Source organism: Paenibacillus sp. JT22N7 (assembly GCF_059383875.1).
This window is the reverse complement of record NZ_JBXENY010000007.1, coordinates 355,477-377,026: the sequence shown is the minus strand read 5'-3', so window position 1 is coordinate 377,026 and position 21,550 is coordinate 355,477. Positions and strand designations below refer to the sequence as shown.

Genomic DNA, 21,550 nt, shown 5'->3' with positions numbered 1-21,550 from the left:
CAGCATGCCTCCCCGACCAAGGTCTAGTGCAAAAACAGCCGCAGGTCCATTTTAGAAACATGCAAAACAACCTACAATAAGTACATAAGCAACACCGCAATAAACGAAGCAAATGAAACAAGCGAAACAAAGCAAGAAGTACAAGGAACTAACAAACGATTGGGTTTGCGGCATTTCACAATTCACAACACGGAAGGCGGTGACAAACAAATGGCAAATCAAAAACTGCTAGGTGTTATCCTGGCGATAGTAGGAAGCTTCATCGTTCTCAAATTTCTCGGCGTACATCTTGGTGGATTAATCGGCTTCCTGTTCCCTTTCATTCTGATCGGCCTAGGTGTTCTTGGCTGGAGCAACAATAAGAAATGGATCGGCGGCATTCTCATAACGATCGGTGCACTCGGTGTTTTCTCAAAATTTTCAGGCTTGATCCTGCTGGTCTTGGCCGTTGGACTCGTCGTTTACGGCGTTTCGCTTCTGAAAAAAAGCAGCTATCGCGGTTACTAATCAAATATAGATGGAGATTAAGGAGGGAAGCCAATGAGCATTATGCGTAGAGTTCGCGACATCACGGTCGCCACACTAAATGAACGATTGGAAAAAGCAGAGGACCCCGTTAAGCTGATTGACCAGTTTCTCTGGTCGACAAGGGAAGATATTTTGCAGGCGGAACGCTTGTATGAGCAATATACAGGGCACACCAACCACTTGAAGATCCAATGGCTGCAAGCTGAGCAGCAGAAGGAAAAGCGTGAACAGCAAGCGATGACTGCCTTGAAGGCAGGCGAGGAGCAGCTGGCAAGGCTGGCGCTTCACGAGAAGGCAAGCAGCGAGGAGCGCGCAGCGCAATACCGCGATTTGTACGAGCAAAGCAGGTTGAATACGCTCGGCCTTGAAGAACAGCTTCGTGAAATGCGCAGTGAATACCAATCGGTTTATGATAGACGTGAATATTATGCAGCAAGAATGGAATCGCTAAGGTTGCAGCAGCGAATGAATGCAAGGTTTAGCGGAATTGGCGAGCAAGGCGCACAGCCGGGCAGCATGTTCAGAAGGCTCGAAGACAGCATCAGCAACATGGAGCTGGAAGCGAAGAGCCTGCATGATTTGCGCCGGATGGGCAGAGAGTTCGCTACTGAAGCAGGCCATTCGATTCAATCGGCAATCGAGCAAGAGTTGGAGCAGCTCAAAAGGAAGCTGCAGAAGGAGGGCTGATTGATTTGAAGAAACTATACCGTTCGTCACGAGACAGCAAACTATTCGGCTTATGCGGCGGGATTGCCGAAGCCTACAATATAGATGCAACACTGCTCAGAATTTTACTCATCGTAGTGACCATATTCTCGAGCGGAATCGTTATTTTTATCTACTTACTGGCTGGTCTGGTCGTTCCGAAAGAGCCGCCTTATTATAACAATGGCGGGTTTGGAAATGGATTCGGCAACGGTTACGGCAATGGCGGTCAAGGATCGCAAGGCAATGGCTACGGTTATGGCAGCGGCGGTGCTGGTGGAAACCAAAACTTCGGTTCGCAATTCCAAGGCTCGTTCACCAAAGGGCCACAGCAGCAATGGAACGGTCAAACTGGGCAGACGCCACCAAACCCATCCTCGTCGCAATTTGACAGCATGTTTGAGGATTTGGAGAAAAAGGCACTTCGTAAAGAAATCGATGAGTTACGCGCAAAATTAGCCAAACACGAGAAGGGAGAGTTATAATTATGGGAATCTTCAAAAGAATGAAAGATATGACGAAAGCATCGGTGAATGAGGTATTGGACAAAATGGAGGATCCGGTTGTGATGCTCAATCAGTACCTGCGTGACATGGAAGCGGAAATTCATTCGGCAGAGGTTACAGTAGCGAAGCAAATCGCCAACGAGCGCCGTATGAAGCAGCGTTTGGAGGAAGCTGTTCGCAGCACGGCTGACCGTGAGTCGAAAGCAGAAGCGGCAATCCGCAATGATCAAGAGCAGCTTGCCCGCAAATTGCTGGAAGAAAAATTGTTCTTCGATCAAAAAGTAATTGAATACACGGATCTGTATGCTCAATCCAAATCGCAAGCAGAGGAGCTGACTCAGCAGCTGCATGCGTTGAAAGACGAGTTTTATCAGCTTCGCAACAAACGCAATGAGCTGGCATCCCGTGCTCAAGTCGCGAAAGCGCAAAAGCATATTGCTCAATTGACAACTACGAATACCATTGATAAAGGTACAGCTTCCAGAGGCTTCAACCGTATGGAAGAGAAAATTTTGCAAATGGAAGCGGAAGCGGATGTATTGCGCACACCGTATTCCTACAGCGGTACGGCTGCACCATTTAATGCAGTAGAAGCCGAAAAACAGCTTAAAGTGGATGAGCAGCTGGATGCGCTCAAAAACAAGCTGAAGCTCGATAAAGCACCACAGGAATAATACAACCCGCAGGATGAGAAGAGAGCGGACCGGGCAACCGGTCTGCTCCTTCTTGCTTGTCGTTTAAGGAGTGAGCAGGTTGGCCGAAGAGAAGCCCATGCAAGGAGATCAGCCTATTGCGCCGCAGCACCAGGATCAAAGGCCGCCGTTACCAGGCCCAGGCCATCATCAACAGAAGCTGGGCGGCCAGCGCAATGGGCGGGATGCAGCCAATCGGCGCAAAAACTTAACGGAGTCGCTCCTATGGCTTCTTATTATACTTAGCCTCGCAGTCATTATGCTGCAAGGCATCGGTTATGTGAATTTATTTACGCTGCAGGCGAAATGGGCAGTTATTGGGCTCGCGATTACTGGAGCAGCAATGGCACTTGTTGCTTTGAACAATTATTTGCAAAATTCGAAGCTGCGTGAGGTCATTAAGCGGTTGACCGAGCAGCAGCGCAAACGCAGCTATCCGGTGACGATTGATTCGGCTGAGCATGATGAACACTCGGAAAGCATACAACGGGAAGAGCAGGATGATGTATGGACGGAGAAGGTTAAATTTTCTGCAGTTATTGAAGAACGCCAGCGGCTTGCGCGCGAGCTTCATGATGCGGTCAGCCAGCAGCTATTCGCAATTTCGATGACGGCGACGGCGGTGAGCCGGACGATTGAGCGCGATTGGGAACGGGCGCGCCGGCAGGTGCAGCTGATTGAAGAGATGGCCTCCGTGGCCCAGTCGGAGATGAGAGCGCTGCTGCTCCATTTGCGGCCTGTACACCTCGATGGGAAAAATCTCGCTCAAGCACTGACGCTGCTTGTTGGTGAGCTTAAGGAAAAAGTGCCGATGACGATTGATTTGTCGTTGGATGATTCCATAACGATGAAGCCAGCGGCGGAGGATCATTTGTTCCGCATTGCGCAGGAGGCATTGTCCAATACACTTAGACATGCCAAAGCGGATACAATGAACATAAAGCTTTATCGGGAGGATGGAGCCGTATGCATGCTGCTGCAAGATAGCGGTGTGGGCTTTGATCTGGAGCAGAAGAAGAAAACCTCCTATGGCTTGCTCACGATGGAGGAGCGGGTTAATGAGCTGCGCGGCAAGCTGTATATGTCATCACGCCCTGGGGAGGGCACACTGATTCATATTACGGTGCCGCTGGATATAAATGGGTAAACAGTGAAAAGGACGAAAGTGGGGGAGCCGTGTGGAGTCGATGGAACAATTAGCTGCACCCGTAAAAGTGCTGCTGGTAGATGATCACGAGATGGTGAGAATCGGCCTTGCTGCCGTATTGGATACGGAAGAAGGCATAGAAGTAGTCGGAGAAGCAAGCAACGGGTATGACGGTATTCGTATGGCCCAATCGTATAAGCCGGATGTTGTGCTGATGGATTTGGTGATGGATGGCATGGATGGCGTGGAGACAACAGCGAAGCTGCTGGAATTGTACCCGGATTGCAAGGTCATCGTTCTGACGAGCTATCTCGATGACAGCAAGCTGTATCCGGTCATTGAAGCGGGTGCGTTCAGTTATTTATTGAAAACATCTAGAGCAAACGAAATAGCGGATGCGATCCGTGCGGCCGCACGCGGGCAATCGGTACTGGAATCGCAAGTAGCGGCCAAGATGATGAGCCGCATGCGCCAGCCTAAGCAGCCCGTCGTAGCTCCGCTGCATGATGATTTGACCGACCGCGAGATGGATGTGCTGAAGCGGGTCGCACAGGGGATGTCGAATCAGGAAATCGCGGATGAGCTGTTCATTGGGGTGAAAACCGTGAAGTTTCATATTACGAACATTTTCAATAAGCTTAACGTAGATGACCGGACACAGGCTGCCATATACGCACATAAGCAAGGAATTGCCGAATAGGAGGCAATTTCCTTGCTTATTTTTTTGAAAGTTATTGGTTAGCCTTCATCGTTCAGCAGCAGGCCGCTTGGGGGAAGCGGATAATGCATTTTCATCGAGCTGTAGTAAGTGGCGTATGGCTGCGTACGCTCGGCACTATTTTTCAAGAGATCGGTTGTCCGGATTTCGTCGCCGCCGAGCGACAAGGCCTGCAGCAGCGTCGTCATTAGCCCGTAGGGGCCTAGAAGCTGGCGATACAAATGCTGGCCTGACAGCGGGTACTCGCGGTAGATGGAAGCGGCAATGGCAGGACGCAGCATCCAGCGGCTTGTGATGTCGTCCCGTATAAAGCCAACCAGCTCCGCCGCATGATGGTTCATGGCCTGCTGCGCACGATCCCACAGCGATGGCTTAATGTAGCGGGCTACCTGTACAAAAGCTTGCTGCAGGCGATTTATGACGCCCGTCAGCTTCGTCAGCTGTTCGACAAGGCAGCGCTCGTTGAAATCATTGCGGATTTTGAGAGCAATGACTTGCACCTCTTTGTGGGCTTGTCTATATTGTTCGAGCCAGACGGCCGCATGGCCGGCAGCTTCGCGATAAGGATCATTCCAGTCAAAATCATGCTCGGGAGGCCGTTGAAACTCCATGTCCCTGTAGGGATAACTGGCATAAGGCGTGATGCGCTGTATAGGCTCGAAGATGGCTCTCCGGTTCGTACGTTCGATAGGGCGGATGGACATTTCAATAACCTCCTTCAATCGGTTTCCTGTAGTTAGCATAAAGGATGACAGCTGCAAATACTGCTGAAAATCGCTGTCGAAAGCTGGCTTATTAAATGAGCAGGAACAAAAAGGCAATTAGGGCAAGGTCAATAGCGAACGCGCCGCCATACGGCCAGTTGTACCCCGGGTTATAATTATAATAGTAGGGATCATAAGGATAAGCTTGGGTTTGAGCGACTTTTTCTTTGGCTGTTTTGCTTGCTTTGCCTGCTTTGCCTTTGTTTTTGCCTTTGGCCTTATCGGCTTTAGGGGATTCGGCTTCGGCCAGCATCTGTGCGCCCGGTTGTTCATTCAGCGTAAGCTTGCCGCCTCGGCAGTGGCTTAACACGCCGAAATGCCTTGCGCCGTCATGGGTCACAATGCAAACGGGCATTCCGCAAAAACGCGATATGACGCCTTCTTCAAGCGGATAAATTTGTTCCATATACGAGTAACCTCCTATTGGGCTTTATGCTTTTGCAAGCAGTATATTCACCTACAGGCGGATGTGTATGGATGTTTACCCAGATGAGCGAAGAAAGCAGCCTATCTACAGTAAATTCACCTTTTTCTGCCTAATTCAAACAGCAATCGCGTTTTTAAATAAGCGGCAAGCGGAAATGTAAGGCTAGAGGCTCAAAGCAGCACAGGAAAAAATAAATATATCGCTCCTGTTCTTTTATGGAATTTCATGTAAAATGGAAGCGTTATCCATGATTTGGAAGGCTATGTAGACCAAGGAGGCTGATGTGTTCGATGGCAAAGCTGAACAGGTACACGGAACCGGATAAAATAAAACGGCGCAGCCGAATCGGCGTGCTGGCAGCAGCAATGGTATTGCTTTTTGGCGCGGTATGGGCGCTCGTTAATCAGGACAAGCTGACAACGCAGGGGAAAGCGGAGGGCAGCTTGCTTCAGCATGACGTTAAGCAAATGTGGAGCTGGAGCGATGGGCTGCTGGAGTCCGGGGCGCCCGGAGCAGGCTGGACGCTGCGCTGGTATGCGAGCGGAGAGGCGGCTAAACTGCGGGAGCAGCTGTTTCCACGCTACGAGGGCGATGCGGAAGGGGAGCTGAGCACGCTGCTGCCGGAAGTAGGCGGCAAGCTGTCTATGACCGTGACGGCGTCAGCCGGGCAAGGGAAACAGCAGATGCTGCTGCTTTTTTCCACCGAATCAAGCAAACAAGCGGATCAGCATAAGCTGCTTTCAGCTATAGATCATATCGAGTCTGCTATGAGAAGGACAAATATTTCTTATGATGGAGGAATAACCATCAGAGGCTTGACAGAATATAATAATGTTGCAGAGAGGCTTGCGCAGCTTGCAGCCGCTGAACAGGTGGATCGGTATGATGATGCCGGGACGGTGAGCGAAAGCTTTTTTACTGGAGGGCTTAAAGCTTCTGTAAAGACTGGCGGCAAGGAGGCGAATATGCAGGTTGCCGTGCATAAAGGAACGGATACGGGACAACTGGAGGTCGTCATTGGAATCCCGCTGATTTCGGGAGATTACAGCGCTTCGCAATAGATGAAATATTGTGATGGAATCAGGAGAAATAACGATCGTTATTAGTTTTTTTTATGGTGGATTGCGTAGCAGTTTCAGGATTAATATGTTAAACTACATACCATGCAAAGACGTATAAAAATTCATAGGAAAGAATGAGGAATATGGAGCAAAATACGAATCCCGAAACGCTATCGCCGCAAGGCGCCGTATATTATTTGTTTGGAGCAACAGGCGATTTAGCTAAGCGCAAATTGTTCCCTGCCCTGTTCAGCTTATATAAAGAAGGAAAATTGTCTGAAAAATTTGCAGTCGTAGGCCTTGCCCGCAGACCTCGCACGAACGAGCAGTTCCGTTCGGACGTTTATGATTCCATTGTGGAATTTTGCCGTTACAAGGCGGATGATGCCGAGCTATGGAATCGTTTTGCCGAGCATTTCGAATATATGTCGCTGGATATTAACACGGTGGACGGCTTCCGCGAGCTGAGCAAGCTTTCGGAGCAGCTGGAAGCGAAATTTGATATTCCAGGCAACCGCTTATTCTACTTAGCACTTGCGCCTGCGCTGTTCGGACCGGTGTCCTTCAACCTGCGCGACGGCGGGCTGCTTGAGTGCAAAGGCTGGAGCCGCGTCGTTATTGAGAAGCCTTTCGGCTACGATCTTCCATCCGCACAAAAGCTGAATGACCAGCTGAGCCAAGTGTTCAAGGAAGAGGAAATTTTCCGCATTGACCACTACTTGGGTAAAGAAATGGTGCAAAATATTCAGGTTATCCGTTTTGCTAATGCATTTTTTGAGCCGTTGTGGAATAATAATCATATCGCCAATGTGCAAATTACGCTGTCGGAAACGGTTGGCGTAGAGGATCGCGGCGGTTATTATGACAAATCCGGTGCATTAAGAGACATGGGCCAAAACCATATGCTCCAAATGCTCACGATGATTGCAATGGAGCCGCCTAGCCGTCTGCATGGCGAAGATATTCGCGATGAGAAGGTGAAAGTGCTGCGCTCGCTGCGCAACTACAAATCCAGCGATGAGGTTCGCAAAAACGTCGTTCGCGCCCAATACAGCGAAGGCTCGGCTCGCGGCAAGGAATTGGCCGGTTATCGCCAAGAGGATTCCGTTAATCCGGAATCGACGACGGAAACGTATTTCGCTGCTAAAGTAGCGGTAGACAACTTCCGTTGGGCTGGCGTTCCGTTCTATATCCGTACAGGCAAACGCCTGCCGGTGAAGACGACTGAGGTTGTTATTGAATTCAAGTCGATGCCGCAAAACGTTTTGTTCGCGCAGCGTCATGATCTTGCGCCGAATTTGCTCGTCATTCGGGTTAACCCGATGGAGGGCATTTATATTAAAGTCAATGCCAAGACACCTGGTGCCGACAATTCGGTACAGCCCGTGGCTATGGAATTTTGCCAAAGCTGCCAAATCGGCTTGAATACGCCGGAAGCGTATGAGCGTCTGATCCACGATGCGGTGCGCGGCGATTCCACTTACTTCACCCGTTGGGATGAAGTAGCGCAGGCATGGGAGTTTGTTGACAAAATCGCTCAAGCATGGGGCGAGGACAAAAAGGATCTTGGGTCTTATTCTGCTGGCTCATGGGGTCCGGAAGCGGCAGATAAGCTGCTTGCAGAGGATGGCTTCCACTGGTGGCCGGTCAATGGACAGGACGAAGACAAAGTGATCTGGATTACGAACAGCGGCAAGTAAGCAGCTGCGAGGAAATTAGCGGTACTTTATTTCTTCGCAGTCTCCAAGCAGCAGGCTGGGCGTCAATTTCGCATAATTTCAAATGAAGATATTCCACAGCGCACCGCCTTTAGGCCGTGCGCTGTATGAATGAAGGGAAGGCAAGCAATGAGCAAAACGCTAAGCAATGAATTGCAGCTGGAAGTCGATAAGCGCCGCACCTTTGCGATTATCTCTCACCCGGATGCGGGAAAAACGACGCTAACCGAGAAGCTCCTCCTGTTCGGAGGAGCTATTCGTCTGGCAGGCTCCGTTAAGGCGCGGAAAGCAAGCCGCCATGCGACCTCCGACTGGATGGAAATTGAGAAGCAGCGTGGAATCTCCGTTACTTCCAGCGTCATGCAATTCGATTACGACGGCCATCGGGTCAACATTTTGGATACGCCTGGCCACCAGGATTTCAGTGAGGATACGTACCGGACGCTGACAGCAGCGGATAGCGCGGTCATGCTGATTGACGTTGCCAAAGGTGTCGAGGCCCAGACGATCAAGCTGTTCCAAGTTTGCCGTAAACGCGGCATTCCGATTTTTACCTTCATCAACAAGCTGGACCGTGAAGGACAAAGTCCGTTTGAACTGATGGAGGAGCTGGAGCGTGTGCTTGGCATCCGTTCGGTTCCAATGAACTGGCCGATTGGCATGGGCCGCGAGCTTTGCGGCGTTTATGACCGGATGAAAAACCAGGTCGAGCTGTTCCAAGGCAATGACCACAGCACGATTGAAGTTCGGAAAACGGATGATTACAACGATCCGATTATTCGCGAGATGGCAGGCGACTATTTGCATGATCAACTCGTGCAGGATCTTGAGCTTCTTGATGTAGCAGGCGATCAATTCGATATCGAGAAAGTACGCGCTGGCGAGCTGACACCGATTTTCTTCGGCAGTGCGGTTAACAATTTCGGCGTCCAAACGTTTCTGGATAACTTCCTAGAGCTGGCGCCAAAACCGACAGAGCGCATGAGTAAATCCGGCCCGGTTGAACCGACGAATGAGAAGTTTTCGGGCTATGTCTTTAAAATTCAAGCGAATATGAACCCGGCCCACCGCGACCGGATTGCCTTTTTGCGCATTTGCTCCGGGCGCTTTGAGCGTGGGATGAGCGTTCGCCATGTCCGTGCGGGCAAAGATATTAAGCTGGCGCAGCCGCAGCAGTTTTTGGCGCAGGATCGCGACATAGTGGAGACGGCTTATCCGGGCGATATTATCGGCTTGTTCGATCCGGGCATTTTCCGGATTGGCGATTCGCTGTCGCAAAACTCGGAAGTCATATTTGATGAGCTGCCGACGTTCTCACCAGAGATTTTTGCTAAAGTAACGGTTAAAAATGCCTTGAAGCATAAGCAGTATCAAAAAGGCGTTGACCAGCTGACGGAGGAAGGCACGATTCAGGTGTTCCGTTCGGTTGGCGGCTTTGATGAAACGATTTTGGGCGTCGTTGGGTACTTGCAGTTTGAGGTGTTCGAATATCGGATGCGTGCGGAGTATGGCGTCGAAATCCAGTTGCACCGCATGACGTTCCAGTTTGCACGCTGGATTGTAGATGACAAAATCGATCCGGCGAAATTCCGGATTAACTCCACGCTCGTTCAAGATAAGAAGGGCAATTATGTCGTCTTGTTCGAGAATGAATATGCGATGAGGACGGCGATGGACAAAAATCCTACGTCGAAATTTCTAGAAACAGCGCCTTAATCGCGCTGGAAACGCCAGGGCAGGCAAGCGGCTCTGGCGTTTTTTTTTGAAAGATAAGCATTTATAAGTTTCTCCCTTATTAATGGCTTATATTTCTCGGACTGAAACGCGCTGCACCGCCAAAGGACGGCGACAGCCGTTTCACCTTGTGGAAAAGCATTGTCAAACCTAGTCGAATTGGAATACAATAGGAGAGTATATGAGAAGGAAGCTTGTATTTGTTTTCCTTGCATGGTGACGATTGCATCGAAGTGGGGGGTTGAAGGAAAATGAGCAATGTAAAAACGTTATTGTTGATTACAGGAATTTTTGAAATTATTATAGGAGTCCCAGTTATGGGCGGCCTGATTGTAATGGGTCTTTCTTATATTCCGTTAGTTGTAATGCTGGCTCTGCATATTGTGACCTTGGTGCTGGCTTCGCAGCATAATGCCGATAAGCATGGCAGCATTTTGGGTATTGTGACGTCCGTTATTGCGGTTATTCCGATTGTGGGCATGATCATGCATTTAATTACAGGCGTTTTGCTCCTTGTTAGTGCGTCAAAGGCAGATCGCAACCAGTCGTATTCGCCACCTCCGCCGCCGTCAAGCTTCTAAGGAAGTCATTGTAAGCAGCGGTTGAGAACAGCAAAGAAGCAAACAGCAAAGAGCAGGGCAGGCCTTCCGGGGTTCAGCACTGCTCTTTGCTGTTTATGCTTTTATTTTTAGTATTGACGAGCTTCCACTTTCATGAAATAATGTACGCGTGTACATTGATTGAATTTGCTTGAGAATCAGGAGGATGCTTGCTTTGGTTAGTAGAAAAGAAGTTGCGTCACTTGCGGGCGTATCCGAAGCCACAGTATCCAGAGTGCTTAATAAGGTTGGGCCTATCAGGGAAGAAACTCGGCTTCGAGTAGAGGATGCGGCAAAGCAGCTTGGTTATGTGCCAAGTGCGCTGGCGCAGCAGTTTGCTAGAAGCCGCAGCGGCAATTTGGGCGTTATCTTGCCATTTGTACCTAAAGTTCATTTGTTTTCCACGTATTATTTTGCAGAAATTTTGAGCGGCATTGGCGAGGCGGCTAAGCAATATGGGTATGATGTGCTGTTAATCTTTCGAGAGCCTAGCGGCTCGCGTGATTATGCCAGGCTGTTTCTAGCGCAGAAGATCGATGCCTGCATTGTGCTCGGCGCTCAAAATGTGCCGGAAGAGAAGAAAGCGCTTGCGGAGCTGCAGGAGAAGGGTTATCCGTTCTGCCTCGTTAACCAGCGCTTCGCGGAGGAAGGATATTTGTCCGTCGATGCGGATCATCATGCGGGGAGCTACGAGGCCGTCAAGCATTTGATCGACGGCGGGAGCCGAAGGATTGCTTTTCTCAATGGGCCAGATGTGTTTTCAAGCAGTATGGACCGAATGACCGGCTACAAGCAGGCGCTTGCACATGCGGGACTTGCTTATGATCCGTCATTGACGCTGCTGGGCAATTACAGCCGCAAGAGTGGGGTTGAAGCTGCGGAAGCTGTCGCAGCGCTCATCCGCAGCGGCCAGGCGGATGCGGTTTTTGCCGCTAATGACCGGATGGCTATTGGCCTGATGGATGGCTTGCGCGCGTATGGAATCGAGGCTGGGATTGATGTGAAGCTCGTCGGCTATGATGATTCGGAAGGCTCGGTTATTGTGAGCCCGAAGCTGACGACGGTAGCGGTACCTTTTTACGAAATGGGAAGAAGGGCAGCTCAGCGGCTGCTCGCTCCAGAGAAGGAACTGCTGGAGCAGGCGGAGGAAGGGCTGCTGCCTGTGCATTTGATTAAGCGGGAAACATCTTCATAAATCGGGAGGCGGAGATTGATATGGGGAAAGTACGTGTGGGAATGGTCGGCTATAAGTTTATGGGAAAAGCGCATAGCAATGCTTATCGGGCTTTGCCGATGTTTTTTCCGAAGACGCCAGCGCTGCCAGAGATGAAAGCGATTTGCGGGCGCAACGCCGAGGCGCTGGAGCAAGCTAGAAGCCAGTTCGGCTGGGAAAGCGCCGAGACGGATTGGCGCAAGCTGATTGAACGCAGCGACATCGATGTGATTGATATTAATGCGCCAAGCGATGCGCATAAGGAAATTGCGCTGGCGGCTGCCGCAGCTGGCAAGCATCTGTTCTGCGAAAAGCCGCTGGCACTCAATGTAGCGGATGCGAAGGAAATGCTCGATGCGGCAGAAGAGGCTGGCATCAAGCATATGGTTGGCTTTAACTATCGGTTTGCACCAGCGGTGCAGCTGGCGAAGAAGCTCGTCAGCGATGGCCGATTGGGCGAAATCTACCATTTCCGTGCGGTATTTCTTCAGGATTGGATCATTGATCCTTCATTCCCGCTCGTCTGGCGCTTGCAGAAGGAAGTTGCCGGCTCAGGCTCGCATGGCGACCTTGGCGCTCATCTGATCGACTTGGCGCGCTTCCTTGTTGGCGAGTTTGACGAGGTAATCGGCATGAGCGAAACGTTCATCAAAGAGCGCCCGCTGCCATCGGAAATGACGGGGCTTAGCGCCAAAGGGGATGCTTCTGGTGCTCGCGGCAAAGTAACGGTGGATGATGCGACGCTGTTTATGACTCGTTTTGAAAATGGTGCGCTCGGCAGCTTCGAAGCGACGCGCTTCGCGGCAGGTCACCGCTCTACCAATGCTTTCGAAATTAACGGCAGCAAGGGCAGTGTCAAATTCGATTTCGAGCGTCTGAATGAGCTGGAGGTTTATTTTACCGACGATGCTGATGACGTTCAGGGCTTCCGCCGCGTGCTGGCGACCGATCCGGCTCATGCTTATATGGATGCCTGGTGGCCGGCGGGACATACGATTGGCTATGAGCATACGTTCACGCATGAAATGCAGGAGCTGATGCTGGCGATTCACGAGGATCGTCAACCGGTGCCGAATTTCCACGATGGCCTTCGGTGCCAAGAGGTGCTAGAGGCAGTTGAGCAGTCCATTACAGAGCGCCGTTGGGTGAAGCTGGCGGAGTATAAATAGAGGAGATGCGATAAGACGATGAGCAAACCGAAGGCATTAATCGTATGGGGCGGCTGGGACGGACATCAGCCTAAAGAGGTAGCAGCTATTTTTGAAGCAGTGCTTGCAGGAGAAGGCTTTGAGGTTGAGGTTTCGGATACGCTGGAGGCTTTTGAGGATGGCGAGAAGCTGAAGGCGCTGGACCTGATCGTTCCGGTATGGACGATGGGAAAGATTACGGGCGATCAGCTGAAAAATGTGTCCGAAGCGGTTCAAAGCGGCGTCGGCCTTGCCGGCTGCCACGGCGGCATGTGCGACTCCTTCCGCGAAAGCGTAGAATGGCAGTTCATGACGGGCGGCCAGTGGGTATCGCATCCCGGCAATGACGGCGTGGAATATGTGGTCAATGTGACCAACACGTCCAGCCTGCTGACCGATGGCATTGAGGATTTTACAGTAAGCAGCGAGCAGTATTATATGCATGTGGACCCAGCGGTCGAAGTGCTGGCGACGACGCGCTTCCCCGTTGCAGACGGTCCTCATGCGCTGAATAAAGCGGTTGATATGCCGGTCGCTTGGACGAAGCGCTGGGGCGTAGGCCGCGTCTACTATAATTCGCTTGGGCACCAGGCTAATATTGTAGACATTCCAGTTGTTAAAGAAATGATGAGACGCGGGTTTAACTGGTGTGCGGAAGGCAAAGCAGCTGCGGCAGGCAGAGACGGAGGCAAACATGAGTAAAGTCAAGGTTGGGATCATCGGGACAGGAAATATTAGCCGTATTTATTTGGAAAATGGTTCAAAATTCAGCTCCATGGAAATTGTCGCTTGTGCGGATCTCGATGTAGAACGCGCCAAGGAGAAAGGCGCGGAGTATGGCATTCGCGGCTGCTCGGTTGCTGAGCTGCTTGCGGACCCGGAAGTGCAGCTGGTCATTAATCTAACGATTCCAGCCGCACATGCCCCAGTGTGCTTGCAGGCGCTGGAAGCTGGCAAGCATGTGTATGTGGAGAAGCCGCTCGCGGTTACGCGCGAGGAAGGCAAACAGGTGCTGGAGTTGGCGGCGGCGAAAGGGCTGCTCGTAGGCAGTGCGCCCGATACGTTCCTTGGCGGCGGACTCCAGACGTGCATTAAAATCATTGAAGACGGCTGGATTGGCACGCCTATCGGCGCTACCGCTTTTATGATGTCCGGCGGACATGAGAGCTGGCATCCGGCACCCGAGTTTTATTACCAGCAAGGCGGCGGCCCCATGTTCGATATGGGACCTTATTATTTGACGGCGCTAATTGCGATGCTAGGACCGATTGCCCGTGTAACGGGCTCGACTCGCATTACCTTCCCGGAGAGAACGATTACGAGCGCGCCGAAGCATGGGCAAAAAATTGAAGTTGAAGTGCCGACGCATGTGGCCGGCATTATGGAATTTGCCGCTGGGCCAATCGCGACGCTGCTGACTAGCTTTGATGTGAAGGGCGGCTCCACGCTGCCATTCATTGAGGTGTACGGCAGCCAAGGCACGCTTCAAGTTACGAACCCGAACAATTTCGGCGGGGAAATCAAGCTGCGCCGCGGCGGGGCTTCGGAATGGTCGACGATTCCACTTGCTTACGGCCATTCGGAAAATGGCAGAGGCATTGGCGCAGCCGACATGGCGCAAGCCATTCTGACGGGCCGCAAGCACCGGGCAAACGGCGAGCTTGCTTACCATGTGCTGGAAGCGATGCATGGCTTCCATGATGCGGCGGAGCAAGGCAAGCATTATGTGATGCAAAGCAGCTGCGAGAAGCCAATGGTATTTCCGCTCGGTTTGGCGGAATATACTCTGGACAAATAGGCTGGCAATAGACAGTTGAAGCAGGCTCGTTAATTCGCGTAAATCGCGGGTTGGCGGGCTTTTTCTTATAGATGCAGGTCGTTGGATTAGCAAGGGGGAGGTGCTATCCGGTGTTAACGCGCTATTTTTCACAAAAGGCTCTCGTTTGTCTTGCACCATCCGCTTCCAGTTTCAGGCTCATTTGAGGTATGATAGAGCTATTGGATTTAGCAATTGGTGCACTAGATGGAGGAGGAGAGTAAAACGTGTATAACCCCTATGAACTTAGAAAATCAAGCTTGATCGCCGAGCTTTCGGCTGCTGGAATCGAGGCTGCGCTCGTTACGTCGCCGGGCAGTATTTTTTATTTGACGGGCTTTCATAGCGACCCGCATGAGCGTTTTATGGGACTGCTCATTAACCCGAAGGAGTCGACATATACGCTGTTTGTCCCGGCTTTGGATCAGGAGAGTGCGAGCGAGGCGGCGATGGTATCGAAGCTGGTCGCGATATCGGATACGGACAATGCCTACGAGCTGCTGGGCAAAGAGGCGGATAATAGTGCGGCTGCAATCGGCATAGAAAAGCGGCATTTGAATGTGGCAACCTATGAGCAGCTGGCTGGAGTATTTCCTAAGGCCGCATTCCGGGATGTGGAGCCGCTGCTGATGCGTTTGCGCCTTCGCAAGTCGGCGGAGGAAATCGAGCTTGTGCGCGCCGCAGTCGTAATTGCGGAGAAGGTGCTGCAGGAAGCGGCAGCCAAGGCGGCTGTTGGCGTGTCGGAGCTTGAGCTGAACGCCGAGATAGAATATCGGCTTCGGGTGCTGGGCGGCGATAAGCCTGCATTTGAGACGAGTGTGCTGGGCGGAGCTCGCTCCGCATTGCCGCATGGCCGGTCGGGCGAATATCGGCTGAAGGAAAATGATTTTCTGCTCATTGATATGGGCGTGTACAAGGGCGGTTATTGCTCGGACATTACGCGCACCTTTGTGATCGGTGAAGGTACAGCCGAGCAGGCGCGTATTTATGACGCGGTGCTGGCGGCGAACCGTCAAGGGATCGCGGCAGCAGAAGCTGGCAGGACGCTCGCCGCAGTCGATCGCGCTGCCCGCGAAGCCATTACCTCACGAGGCTATGGCGAATATTTCACCCACCGCGTGGGGCATGGCTTCGGCATTGATATTCATGAGCTGCCTTCCGTTCACGGGAGCAATGAATCGCTGATTGAAACGGGGCTGCTGTTCACCGTAGAGCCGGGCATTTATGTGCCGGGGCTTGGCGGCGTCCGCATCGAAGACGATATTTATATCGGTGACGATGGCAAGCCGCAGGTGCTGACGAGCTTTCCGAAGGAGCTTCAGCATTTGTAATCTGCGATATTGCCGGAGGATGAATGGGTTTATAAGAGCCTCTTGCCATGTTGAATGGCAGGAGGTTTTTTGTTATTTTTCACCTGGTGATTGATCTTGCAATTGATCTTGCACATGGACGGGACAACCCCTTTGTTATTGAACGCAAAAATGGTATGTTAAGCTTTAATAAAGCTTGTCTGACAGCTTAGTAGCTTCTACATAATCACTTTATATTTTTGGCAAAATTATAAAGGGGAGCGTGCAAGATGAAGACAGAGATGCGGCAATCGGTTGTGATGGTTAAAGGGAAGCTCGTGCTGCCGGATGCAGTAGCGGAAGGGGCAGTTATCGTTAGGGACGGCATCATAGAGGAAGTGCTGCTTGGCGCAGAGCAGGTACAGAGCTGGCTAGCGCAGCATGGCGACTTTGCTGAAAATGTTGGTGAGCATGAACATGATGGACGAGGTGTAGGAAATAGCGGCTACGCAGCGCTTGAAATCATCGAAGAGGAGAGCTGTTATGTGCTGCCTGGACTCATTGATATACACTGTGATGCGATTGAAAAAGAGGTGCAGCCCAGACCAAATACGCTGTTCCCGCTAAGCATGTCCCTGCTGGAATTTGAACGCAAGCTTCCGCTGCATGGCATAACGACGATGTACCATTCGTTATCGCTTGGCGTTGGGCTTAGTCTGAGGGGCGAGCATTTGCTGACGCAGATGGTGGAGCTCATTCGCAGCTACCGCGAGCGGCGCTCTGTCGTGCGCAATCTAATTCATTTGAGATACGAGATTTCGTATTTGCCGGGTTTGCCTATCGTGAAGCGCTATGTGGATGAAGGTGCCATTGATTATTTGTCCTTCATGGATCATTCGCCGGGCCAAGGGCAGTACAGGCAGCCAGGCTCGTTCGAACGTTATGTGATGAAAAATCAATCGGTCAGCATCGATGAAGTAAATGCCATCGTAGCAGAGCTGATGGAAAATAGGCGCCAAATTGATTGGGCCGGATTAGAGGAGCTTGGGAAGCTGGCCGTGCAGCGGGGCATATCGGTCGCTTCGCATGATGATGATTCAAGCGAGCGAGTCGATCAATTGAAGGGCTGTGGCGTCAGTATTTCAGAATTTCCGATTACGCTGGAAACGGCTCTATATGCGGTGCAGCAGGGCTTGCATGTATGTGTAGGGGCGCCTAATATTGTGCGCGGCGGCTCGCATGATAAAAACCTATCGGCGGCTGAGGCGATTGGGGCGGGTGCGGCAGACATCATTTGCTCAGATTATCATCCGTCGGCGCTGCTGCATGCGATTTTTAAGCTGGCGGATGAAGGAATAGCCGCTTTGCCCGCAGCAGTTCGCACAGCTACGCTCGCTCCAGCTGAAGCGCTGGGTATAGCAAGTGAAGTTGGCTCGCTGGAACGGGGCAAAGCGGCAGACCTTGTTATTGTTGATCGTTATGAAGGCCATCCATGGGTCAAACGGACAATCGTTGGCGGCAAAACGGTGTATACCGCGTTGACCCGTTAAAGCATTTTAATTCGTGGCGGGCTGGGCGAATCGTGCTAGCTGCGTATGCAGCGCTGTTACCAGACGGGCTTGTTCCTGCTCGTCGATTTGCTTCCAAATCATTTCGAACAAAACGCCGAGTCCGGGAAGCGCACGCTCGTCATTGCCAATCGAGCTTTCGATCACTTCGGTTAATTCATTGAGCGGCTTATCGTGTACCCGCCTTATAATGGCTTGACGCAAATCCAGATTATCCAACCGGATTCCCTCCAAGTCGTCGTTATTACGCGCAACCGCAGTGGTCCTGCGCATGGTAAGCGAGGCCGCTAAAAACCTGCTAATTGGCGTGCCTGATTAATATGTCCGCAGCTGCACTTTTTCATTCTGCACGGGTGCGTGTGTTATAATGGTCGATAGCAGATTTTCGTACATATAGGAAGGGAGAGTTGCGTTTTGCCGAAAAAACAATACGCCGTCATTGGCATAGGCCGCTTCGGTCTTAGCGTCGCATCATCGCTCACCGAAATGGGCTTTGAGGTGCTGGCGATTGATACGAGCGAGGATCGCGTACAGGACGCGGTCAATCATGTGACGCATGCCGTCATTGCCGACTCCACCGACGAGGAAGCGATGCGGGCGCTGGGCCTTCGCAATTTTGATGTCGTGGTCGTGGCGATCGGGCAGGATATTCAGTCGAGTATTTTGACAACCCTCATCTTGAAGGATATGGGGGTTGGCGTCATTATCGTAAAGGCGCAAAATGAGCTGCACGGCAAAGTGCTTAGCAAAATCGGCGCAGACAAGGTTGTATATCCAGAGCGGGATATGGGGCTGCGCGTGGCGCATCATTTGATCTCGCCTAACATTTTGGACTACATTGAAATTTCCGAGGATTACAGCATCATTGAAATTAAAGCGCCTGAAGCGATGATTGGCAAAAGCTTAAAGCAGCTCGACATTCGCGCCAAATTCAAATGCAACGTCATGGCGATCAAGACGGGTTCAAATATGAACATTGCGCCATATGCGGATGATCTCATTCGCGATATCGATATTTTAGTTATTGTAGGGAAAAATTCAGACTTATCCAATTTAGAAATTGCCTATTCGGAAGGTTGACTAATAAATATGAACAATCATAGCCTTTTAACCTCGATTCAAAATGACCGTGTCAAGCAGTGGGCTTCCCTGCTGGACAAAAAATACCGCGACCGCCTCGGCAAGTTCATCATTGAAGGCGTTCATTTGGTGCAGGAAGCTTTTGCCGCCGGAGCGGAAATCGAAGCGGTTGTGTACGATGCGGAGCGCGGCTTGCCGGAGGAGCTGCGGAAGATGGCGGAGCAGGGTGGCCGCGGAAGCGGATATGCGGGCAGTGCTGCGGAGAGTGCGGGAATAGGTGCCAGCGTCGAATGGATTCAGGCGGCGCGGCCGGTTATGGCAAAATGCTCGGGGACGGATACGCCGCCGCCGGTTTTTGCTGTCGTGCGCAAGCTGGAAGCAGCGGATGATGCTTTATTTTCAGCTAACGGATTGGTCGTTGTACTGGATGGGGTAAGGGACCCTGGCAATGTCGGGACGATTATTCGCAGCGCGGATGCGGTTGGAGCCAATGGCGTCGTGCTGGGCAAAGGCTGCGCTGATCTGTACAATCCGAAAACGGTGCGCTCCACGATGGGCTCGCTATTTCATTTGCCGATTATAGAGGCGGACTTGACGGAGCTGCTGCCTGCGGCGCAGGATCGCGGCTTTGCGCTGGTTGGGACGAGCCTCGAAGCGTCGCATACTTGCTATTCGTATGATTGGACTGCACCGACTTGGCTGCTGCTCGGCAATGAGTCGGAAGGGCTGTCTGCAAGCTCGCTTGAGGCAGCCGATGAGACGGTCATTATTCCGATGCACGGACGGGCGGAATCGCTGAATGTGGCGATGGCGGCAACCGTGCTGCTGCATGAGGCGATGAGGCAGAGACGGTATGCTTAAGTTTCTAGGTCATTTGTGAGTTATAACATATTTTGAGACTAATTATATGATAGTTTGAGACTTCTTATAACATCATAGTGAGACAACTTTGTGGCAGAAAAGTCCTTGATACGTAAGGGTTTTCTGCCATTTTGTTAGTGAATGATTTTGTGGATTTTGAAAATAATTGATAATAAATATCCTTTTTAGACCCTATGATTTTTTTTACTATAGATTGAGATAATCCGGGTGCTTATTTAGTTTTTGCACGATTGTTTAGGGGAACAGTAAAGAAAGGGTGAACTTGTTATGATCGGAGAAAAAATTAGAGCTTATCGTAAATTACTTAATCAAAGCCAAGTTGAGTTTTCAGCAGCCCTCGGAATCTCACAGGGTAATTTAAGTGAATTCACTTACTGCACAGGAAGGAAGTCTTTTATCTATGTATAGAAAGCTCAATATAATTGATCAAAGAAGTATATTAGATTTCATCGATTTTAAACTAATGAAGAGCAGAGAGGTGAATGATCTTGATAAATATAACAAATTGCAATTTTAATTTGCCTTGTAGACTCGGTTTTAAGACAGCTGTTAACTTCTTCAGAGGAAGATATAAGCACTACTGTTCATAAATTAATTTTTATCAATCGTCAACAACACAGTCAAGTATTCCATTAGAGGATATACTAGGAAAAAATTATTTTTCTTATATTTAAAGCATAATGAAGTTAATATAGTCTTAAGAGCAGGTTTAAATATTGCCTAACTATGCTGAACGAGGGAGTTCACTATCAAATAAATAAATTAGACATTCCAGACTTTGGGTAATGAATTCGACTATAAAGGGCTTGAAATTGTGTTTGCCGATGGAGCTGACCGTATAAACAGGAGTACCTGGGCACTTATTTCCGATACCTAGCCCGCAGATGGAAAGCCATTTAGGACCAACTCTGTCATATATTCTTCCTGCGACTGGTGACAGGATTCCCATGACAATCCCGCCGGGCATCAACATCAATCCAGATTCCAAAGCGGAATACCCCAGCATTTTTTGTGTGTAGATAGGTAGCATGGTCATGCCACCGATAAAAACAATAAAAATAATAGCGACAAGGGTCATAGCCAAAGAAAATACTTTGTATTGGAATATTCTAAACTCGAGTATGGGTCGTTCTAATATTAATTGTAGAATAATAAACCAAACTAGAACGATCAAAGCACCAATTATTGTTAGTATAAATGAGTAACTGCCCCAACCAGCCGTTCCCGCAATGCTAAACCCGTATAGCAAGCCACCGAAGCCAAGTGAAGATAAAATGATAGACAACATATCAAACTTTGGAGAAGTGCTTTCGGTTACATTCCTTAATATGAAATAAGCAGCAATCAAAACGAATAGAACAATCGGTAAAAGGATTTCAAATAGCACGTTCCATTGATAATGGTCAATAATCCAACCGGACAGGGATGGACCAATTGCCGGTGAAAATGCAATAACGAGGCCTAAAATTCCCATAGCCGTTCCCCGTTGTTCTTTTGGAAATATAACAAATAGAAGTGGCATGATAATACCCGCGCCTAAAGCTTAGACAATTCGTCCAGTCAACAAGAACGAGAAATCTGGAGTAGTCGCACAGATTAAAGTACCTAACCCAAAGAGACCCATAGCTGTAAAAAATAATGATCGCGTCGAGAATCTTTGTATTAAAAAAGCTGTTATCGGAATCATAATACCACTTACTAACATGAATGCCGTGGTTAGCCATTGCGCCGTATTCTGTGTAATATGAAAACTTTGCATGAGATGTGGCAGCGCTGTAGTCATTAACGTTTGATTGAGAGTTGCAATAAACGTTCCCAGCATGAGAACTGCCACGATGCCTATTCGATTGATTTGCTGGACAGATCGTTTATTTACCATATATGTCATGCCACCCTTGCTGTATATTATCCTTTAC

General features: G+C 50.2%; 21 protein-coding genes and 1 pseudogene. 18 read left to right on the top strand and 4 right to left on the bottom strand.

Annotation, left to right across the window (positions count from 1 at the left end; translation table 11 throughout):
- Window positions 1-210: 210 nt before the first annotated feature.
- The 6 genes from AC50Y5_RS20590 to AC50Y5_RS20565 all read left to right on the top strand — a co-directional run bounded on the left by AC50Y5_RS20590 (window position 211) and on the right by AC50Y5_RS20565 (window position 4,278).
- Window positions 211-507: a LiaF transmembrane domain-containing protein gene (locus AC50Y5_RS20590; protein WP_056040985.1), complete on the top strand. Its 297-nt coding sequence runs from the start codon at window positions 211-213 to the stop codon at window positions 505-507.
- A 33-nt stretch (window positions 508-540) separates the two neighbouring features.
- Window positions 541-1,215: a PspA/IM30 family protein gene (locus tag AC50Y5_RS20585; protein WP_046232873.1), complete on the top strand. Its 675-nt coding sequence runs from the start codon at window positions 541-543 to the stop codon at window positions 1,213-1,215.
- Between the two features lie 5 nt (window positions 1,216-1,220).
- Complete coding sequence (locus AC50Y5_RS20580; protein ID WP_063892659.1) at window positions 1,221-1,718, top strand: PspC domain-containing protein; 498 nt, start codon at window positions 1,221-1,223, stop codon at window positions 1,716-1,718.
- Between the two features lie 2 nt (window positions 1,719-1,720).
- Window positions 1,721-2,413 carry a PspA/IM30 family protein gene (locus AC50Y5_RS20575; RefSeq protein ID WP_056040988.1) on the top strand — a complete coding sequence of 231 codons (693 nt, stop codon included), beginning with the start codon at window positions 1,721-1,723 and terminating at the stop codon, window positions 2,411-2,413.
- Between the two features lie 79 nt (window positions 2,414-2,492).
- Complete coding sequence (locus AC50Y5_RS20570) at window positions 2,493-3,578, top strand: sensor histidine kinase (protein ID WP_494863396.1); 1,086 nt, start codon at window positions 2,493-2,495, stop codon at window positions 3,576-3,578.
- A gap of 40 nt (window positions 3,579-3,618) precedes the next feature.
- Window positions 3,619-4,278 (top strand): response regulator, encoded by a 660-nt coding sequence (locus AC50Y5_RS20565; RefSeq protein ID WP_056040989.1) that lies wholly within the window; start codon window positions 3,619-3,621, stop codon window positions 4,276-4,278.
- Window positions 4,279-4,316: 38 nt separating this feature from the next.
- On the opposite strand, the gene AC50Y5_RS20560 is transcribed toward AC50Y5_RS20565, so the two are convergent.
- Together AC50Y5_RS20560 and AC50Y5_RS20555 are read right to left on the bottom strand one after the other, a co-directional pair.
- The gene (locus tag AC50Y5_RS20560; RefSeq protein ID WP_494863394.1) at window positions 4,317-5,000 is read right to left on the bottom strand and encodes a hypothetical protein; all 684 of its coding nucleotides are present in this window, start codon (window positions 4,998-5,000) and stop codon (window positions 4,317-4,319) included.
- A gap of 91 nt (window positions 5,001-5,091) precedes the next feature.
- A complete protein-coding gene (locus AC50Y5_RS20555; RefSeq protein ID WP_494863392.1) occupies window positions 5,092-5,466 on the bottom strand; it encodes a hypothetical protein in 375 nt (124 codons plus the stop codon).
- 311 nt (window positions 5,467-5,777) lie between these two features.
- Between AC50Y5_RS20555 and AC50Y5_RS20550 the strand changes: the two genes are divergently transcribed.
- From AC50Y5_RS20550 to AC50Y5_RS20505, 10 genes are all read left to right on the top strand, one after another.
- Window positions 5,778-6,548, top strand: coding sequence for a YwmB family TATA-box binding protein (locus AC50Y5_RS20550; protein WP_494863390.1), 771 nt, complete (start codon window positions 5,778-5,780; stop codon window positions 6,546-6,548).
- Window positions 6,549-6,691: 143 nt separating this feature from the next.
- On the top strand, window positions 6,692-8,248 hold the full coding sequence (gene zwf, locus AC50Y5_RS20545) for a glucose-6-phosphate dehydrogenase (RefSeq protein WP_056040996.1): 1,557 nt from the start codon (window positions 6,692-6,694) through the stop codon (window positions 8,246-8,248).
- Between the two features lie 147 nt (window positions 8,249-8,395).
- Window positions 8,396-9,982, top strand: coding sequence for a peptide chain release factor 3 (locus AC50Y5_RS20540; RefSeq protein WP_494863388.1), 1,587 nt, complete (start codon window positions 8,396-8,398; stop codon window positions 9,980-9,982).
- A gap of 269 nt (window positions 9,983-10,251) precedes the next feature.
- Complete coding sequence (locus tag AC50Y5_RS20535) at window positions 10,252-10,581, top strand: hypothetical protein (protein WP_056040999.1); 330 nt, start codon at window positions 10,252-10,254, stop codon at window positions 10,579-10,581.
- Window positions 10,582-10,765: 184 nt separating this feature from the next.
- Window positions 10,766-11,794, top strand: coding sequence for a LacI family DNA-binding transcriptional regulator (locus AC50Y5_RS20530; RefSeq protein WP_056041002.1), 1,029 nt, complete (start codon window positions 10,766-10,768; stop codon window positions 11,792-11,794).
- A 20-nt stretch (window positions 11,795-11,814) separates the two neighbouring features.
- A complete protein-coding gene (locus AC50Y5_RS20525; protein ID WP_056041004.1) occupies window positions 11,815-12,981 on the top strand; it encodes a Gfo/Idh/MocA family protein in 1,167 nt (388 codons plus the stop codon).
- Window positions 12,982-12,999: 18 nt separating this feature from the next.
- Complete coding sequence (locus AC50Y5_RS20520) at window positions 13,000-13,701, top strand: ThuA domain-containing protein (protein ID WP_056041006.1); 702 nt, start codon at window positions 13,000-13,002, stop codon at window positions 13,699-13,701.
- A complete protein-coding gene (locus AC50Y5_RS20515; RefSeq protein WP_056041008.1) occupies window positions 13,694-14,797 on the top strand; it encodes a Gfo/Idh/MocA family protein in 1,104 nt (367 codons plus the stop codon). Before AC50Y5_RS20520 ends, AC50Y5_RS20515 begins: the two co-directional genes overlap by 8 nt.
- A 245-nt stretch (window positions 14,798-15,042) precedes the next feature.
- Window positions 15,043-16,146, top strand: a complete 1,104-nt coding sequence (locus AC50Y5_RS20510; RefSeq protein ID WP_494863384.1) for a M24 family metallopeptidase — start codon at window positions 15,043-15,045, stop codon at window positions 16,144-16,146.
- 248 nt (window positions 16,147-16,394) lie between these two features.
- Window positions 16,395-17,654 carry an alpha-D-ribose 1-methylphosphonate 5-triphosphate diphosphatase gene (locus AC50Y5_RS20505; protein WP_494863382.1) on the top strand — a complete coding sequence of 420 codons (1,260 nt, stop codon included), beginning with the start codon at window positions 16,395-16,397 and terminating at the stop codon, window positions 17,652-17,654.
- A gap of 6 nt (window positions 17,655-17,660) precedes the next feature.
- Here AC50Y5_RS20505 and sspI read toward each other — a convergent pair whose 3' ends face one another.
- The gene (gene sspI, locus AC50Y5_RS20500; protein WP_056041012.1) at window positions 17,661-17,891 is read right to left on the bottom strand and encodes a small acid-soluble spore protein SspI; all 231 of its coding nucleotides are present in this window, start codon (window positions 17,889-17,891) and stop codon (window positions 17,661-17,663) included.
- 195 nt (window positions 17,892-18,086) lie between these two features.
- Here sspI and AC50Y5_RS20495 point away from each other — a divergent pair, with 195 nt between their 5' ends.
- Both AC50Y5_RS20495 and AC50Y5_RS20490 read left to right on the top strand, forming a co-directional pair.
- On the top strand, window positions 18,087-18,752 hold the full coding sequence (locus AC50Y5_RS20495) for a potassium channel family protein (protein ID WP_056041014.1): 666 nt from the start codon (window positions 18,087-18,089) through the stop codon (window positions 18,750-18,752).
- 9 nt (window positions 18,753-18,761) lie between these two features.
- On the top strand, window positions 18,762-19,613 hold the full coding sequence (locus tag AC50Y5_RS20490; protein WP_494863379.1) for a TrmH family RNA methyltransferase: 852 nt from the start codon (window positions 18,762-18,764) through the stop codon (window positions 19,611-19,613).
- Window positions 19,614-20,358: 745 nt separating this feature from the next.
- Here the strand turns inward: AC50Y5_RS20490 and AC50Y5_RS20485 are convergent.
- Window positions 20,359-21,456, bottom strand: a pseudogene (locus AC50Y5_RS20485) (DHA2 family efflux MFS transporter permease subunit).
- Between the last annotated feature and the right edge of the window lie 94 nt (window positions 21,457-21,550).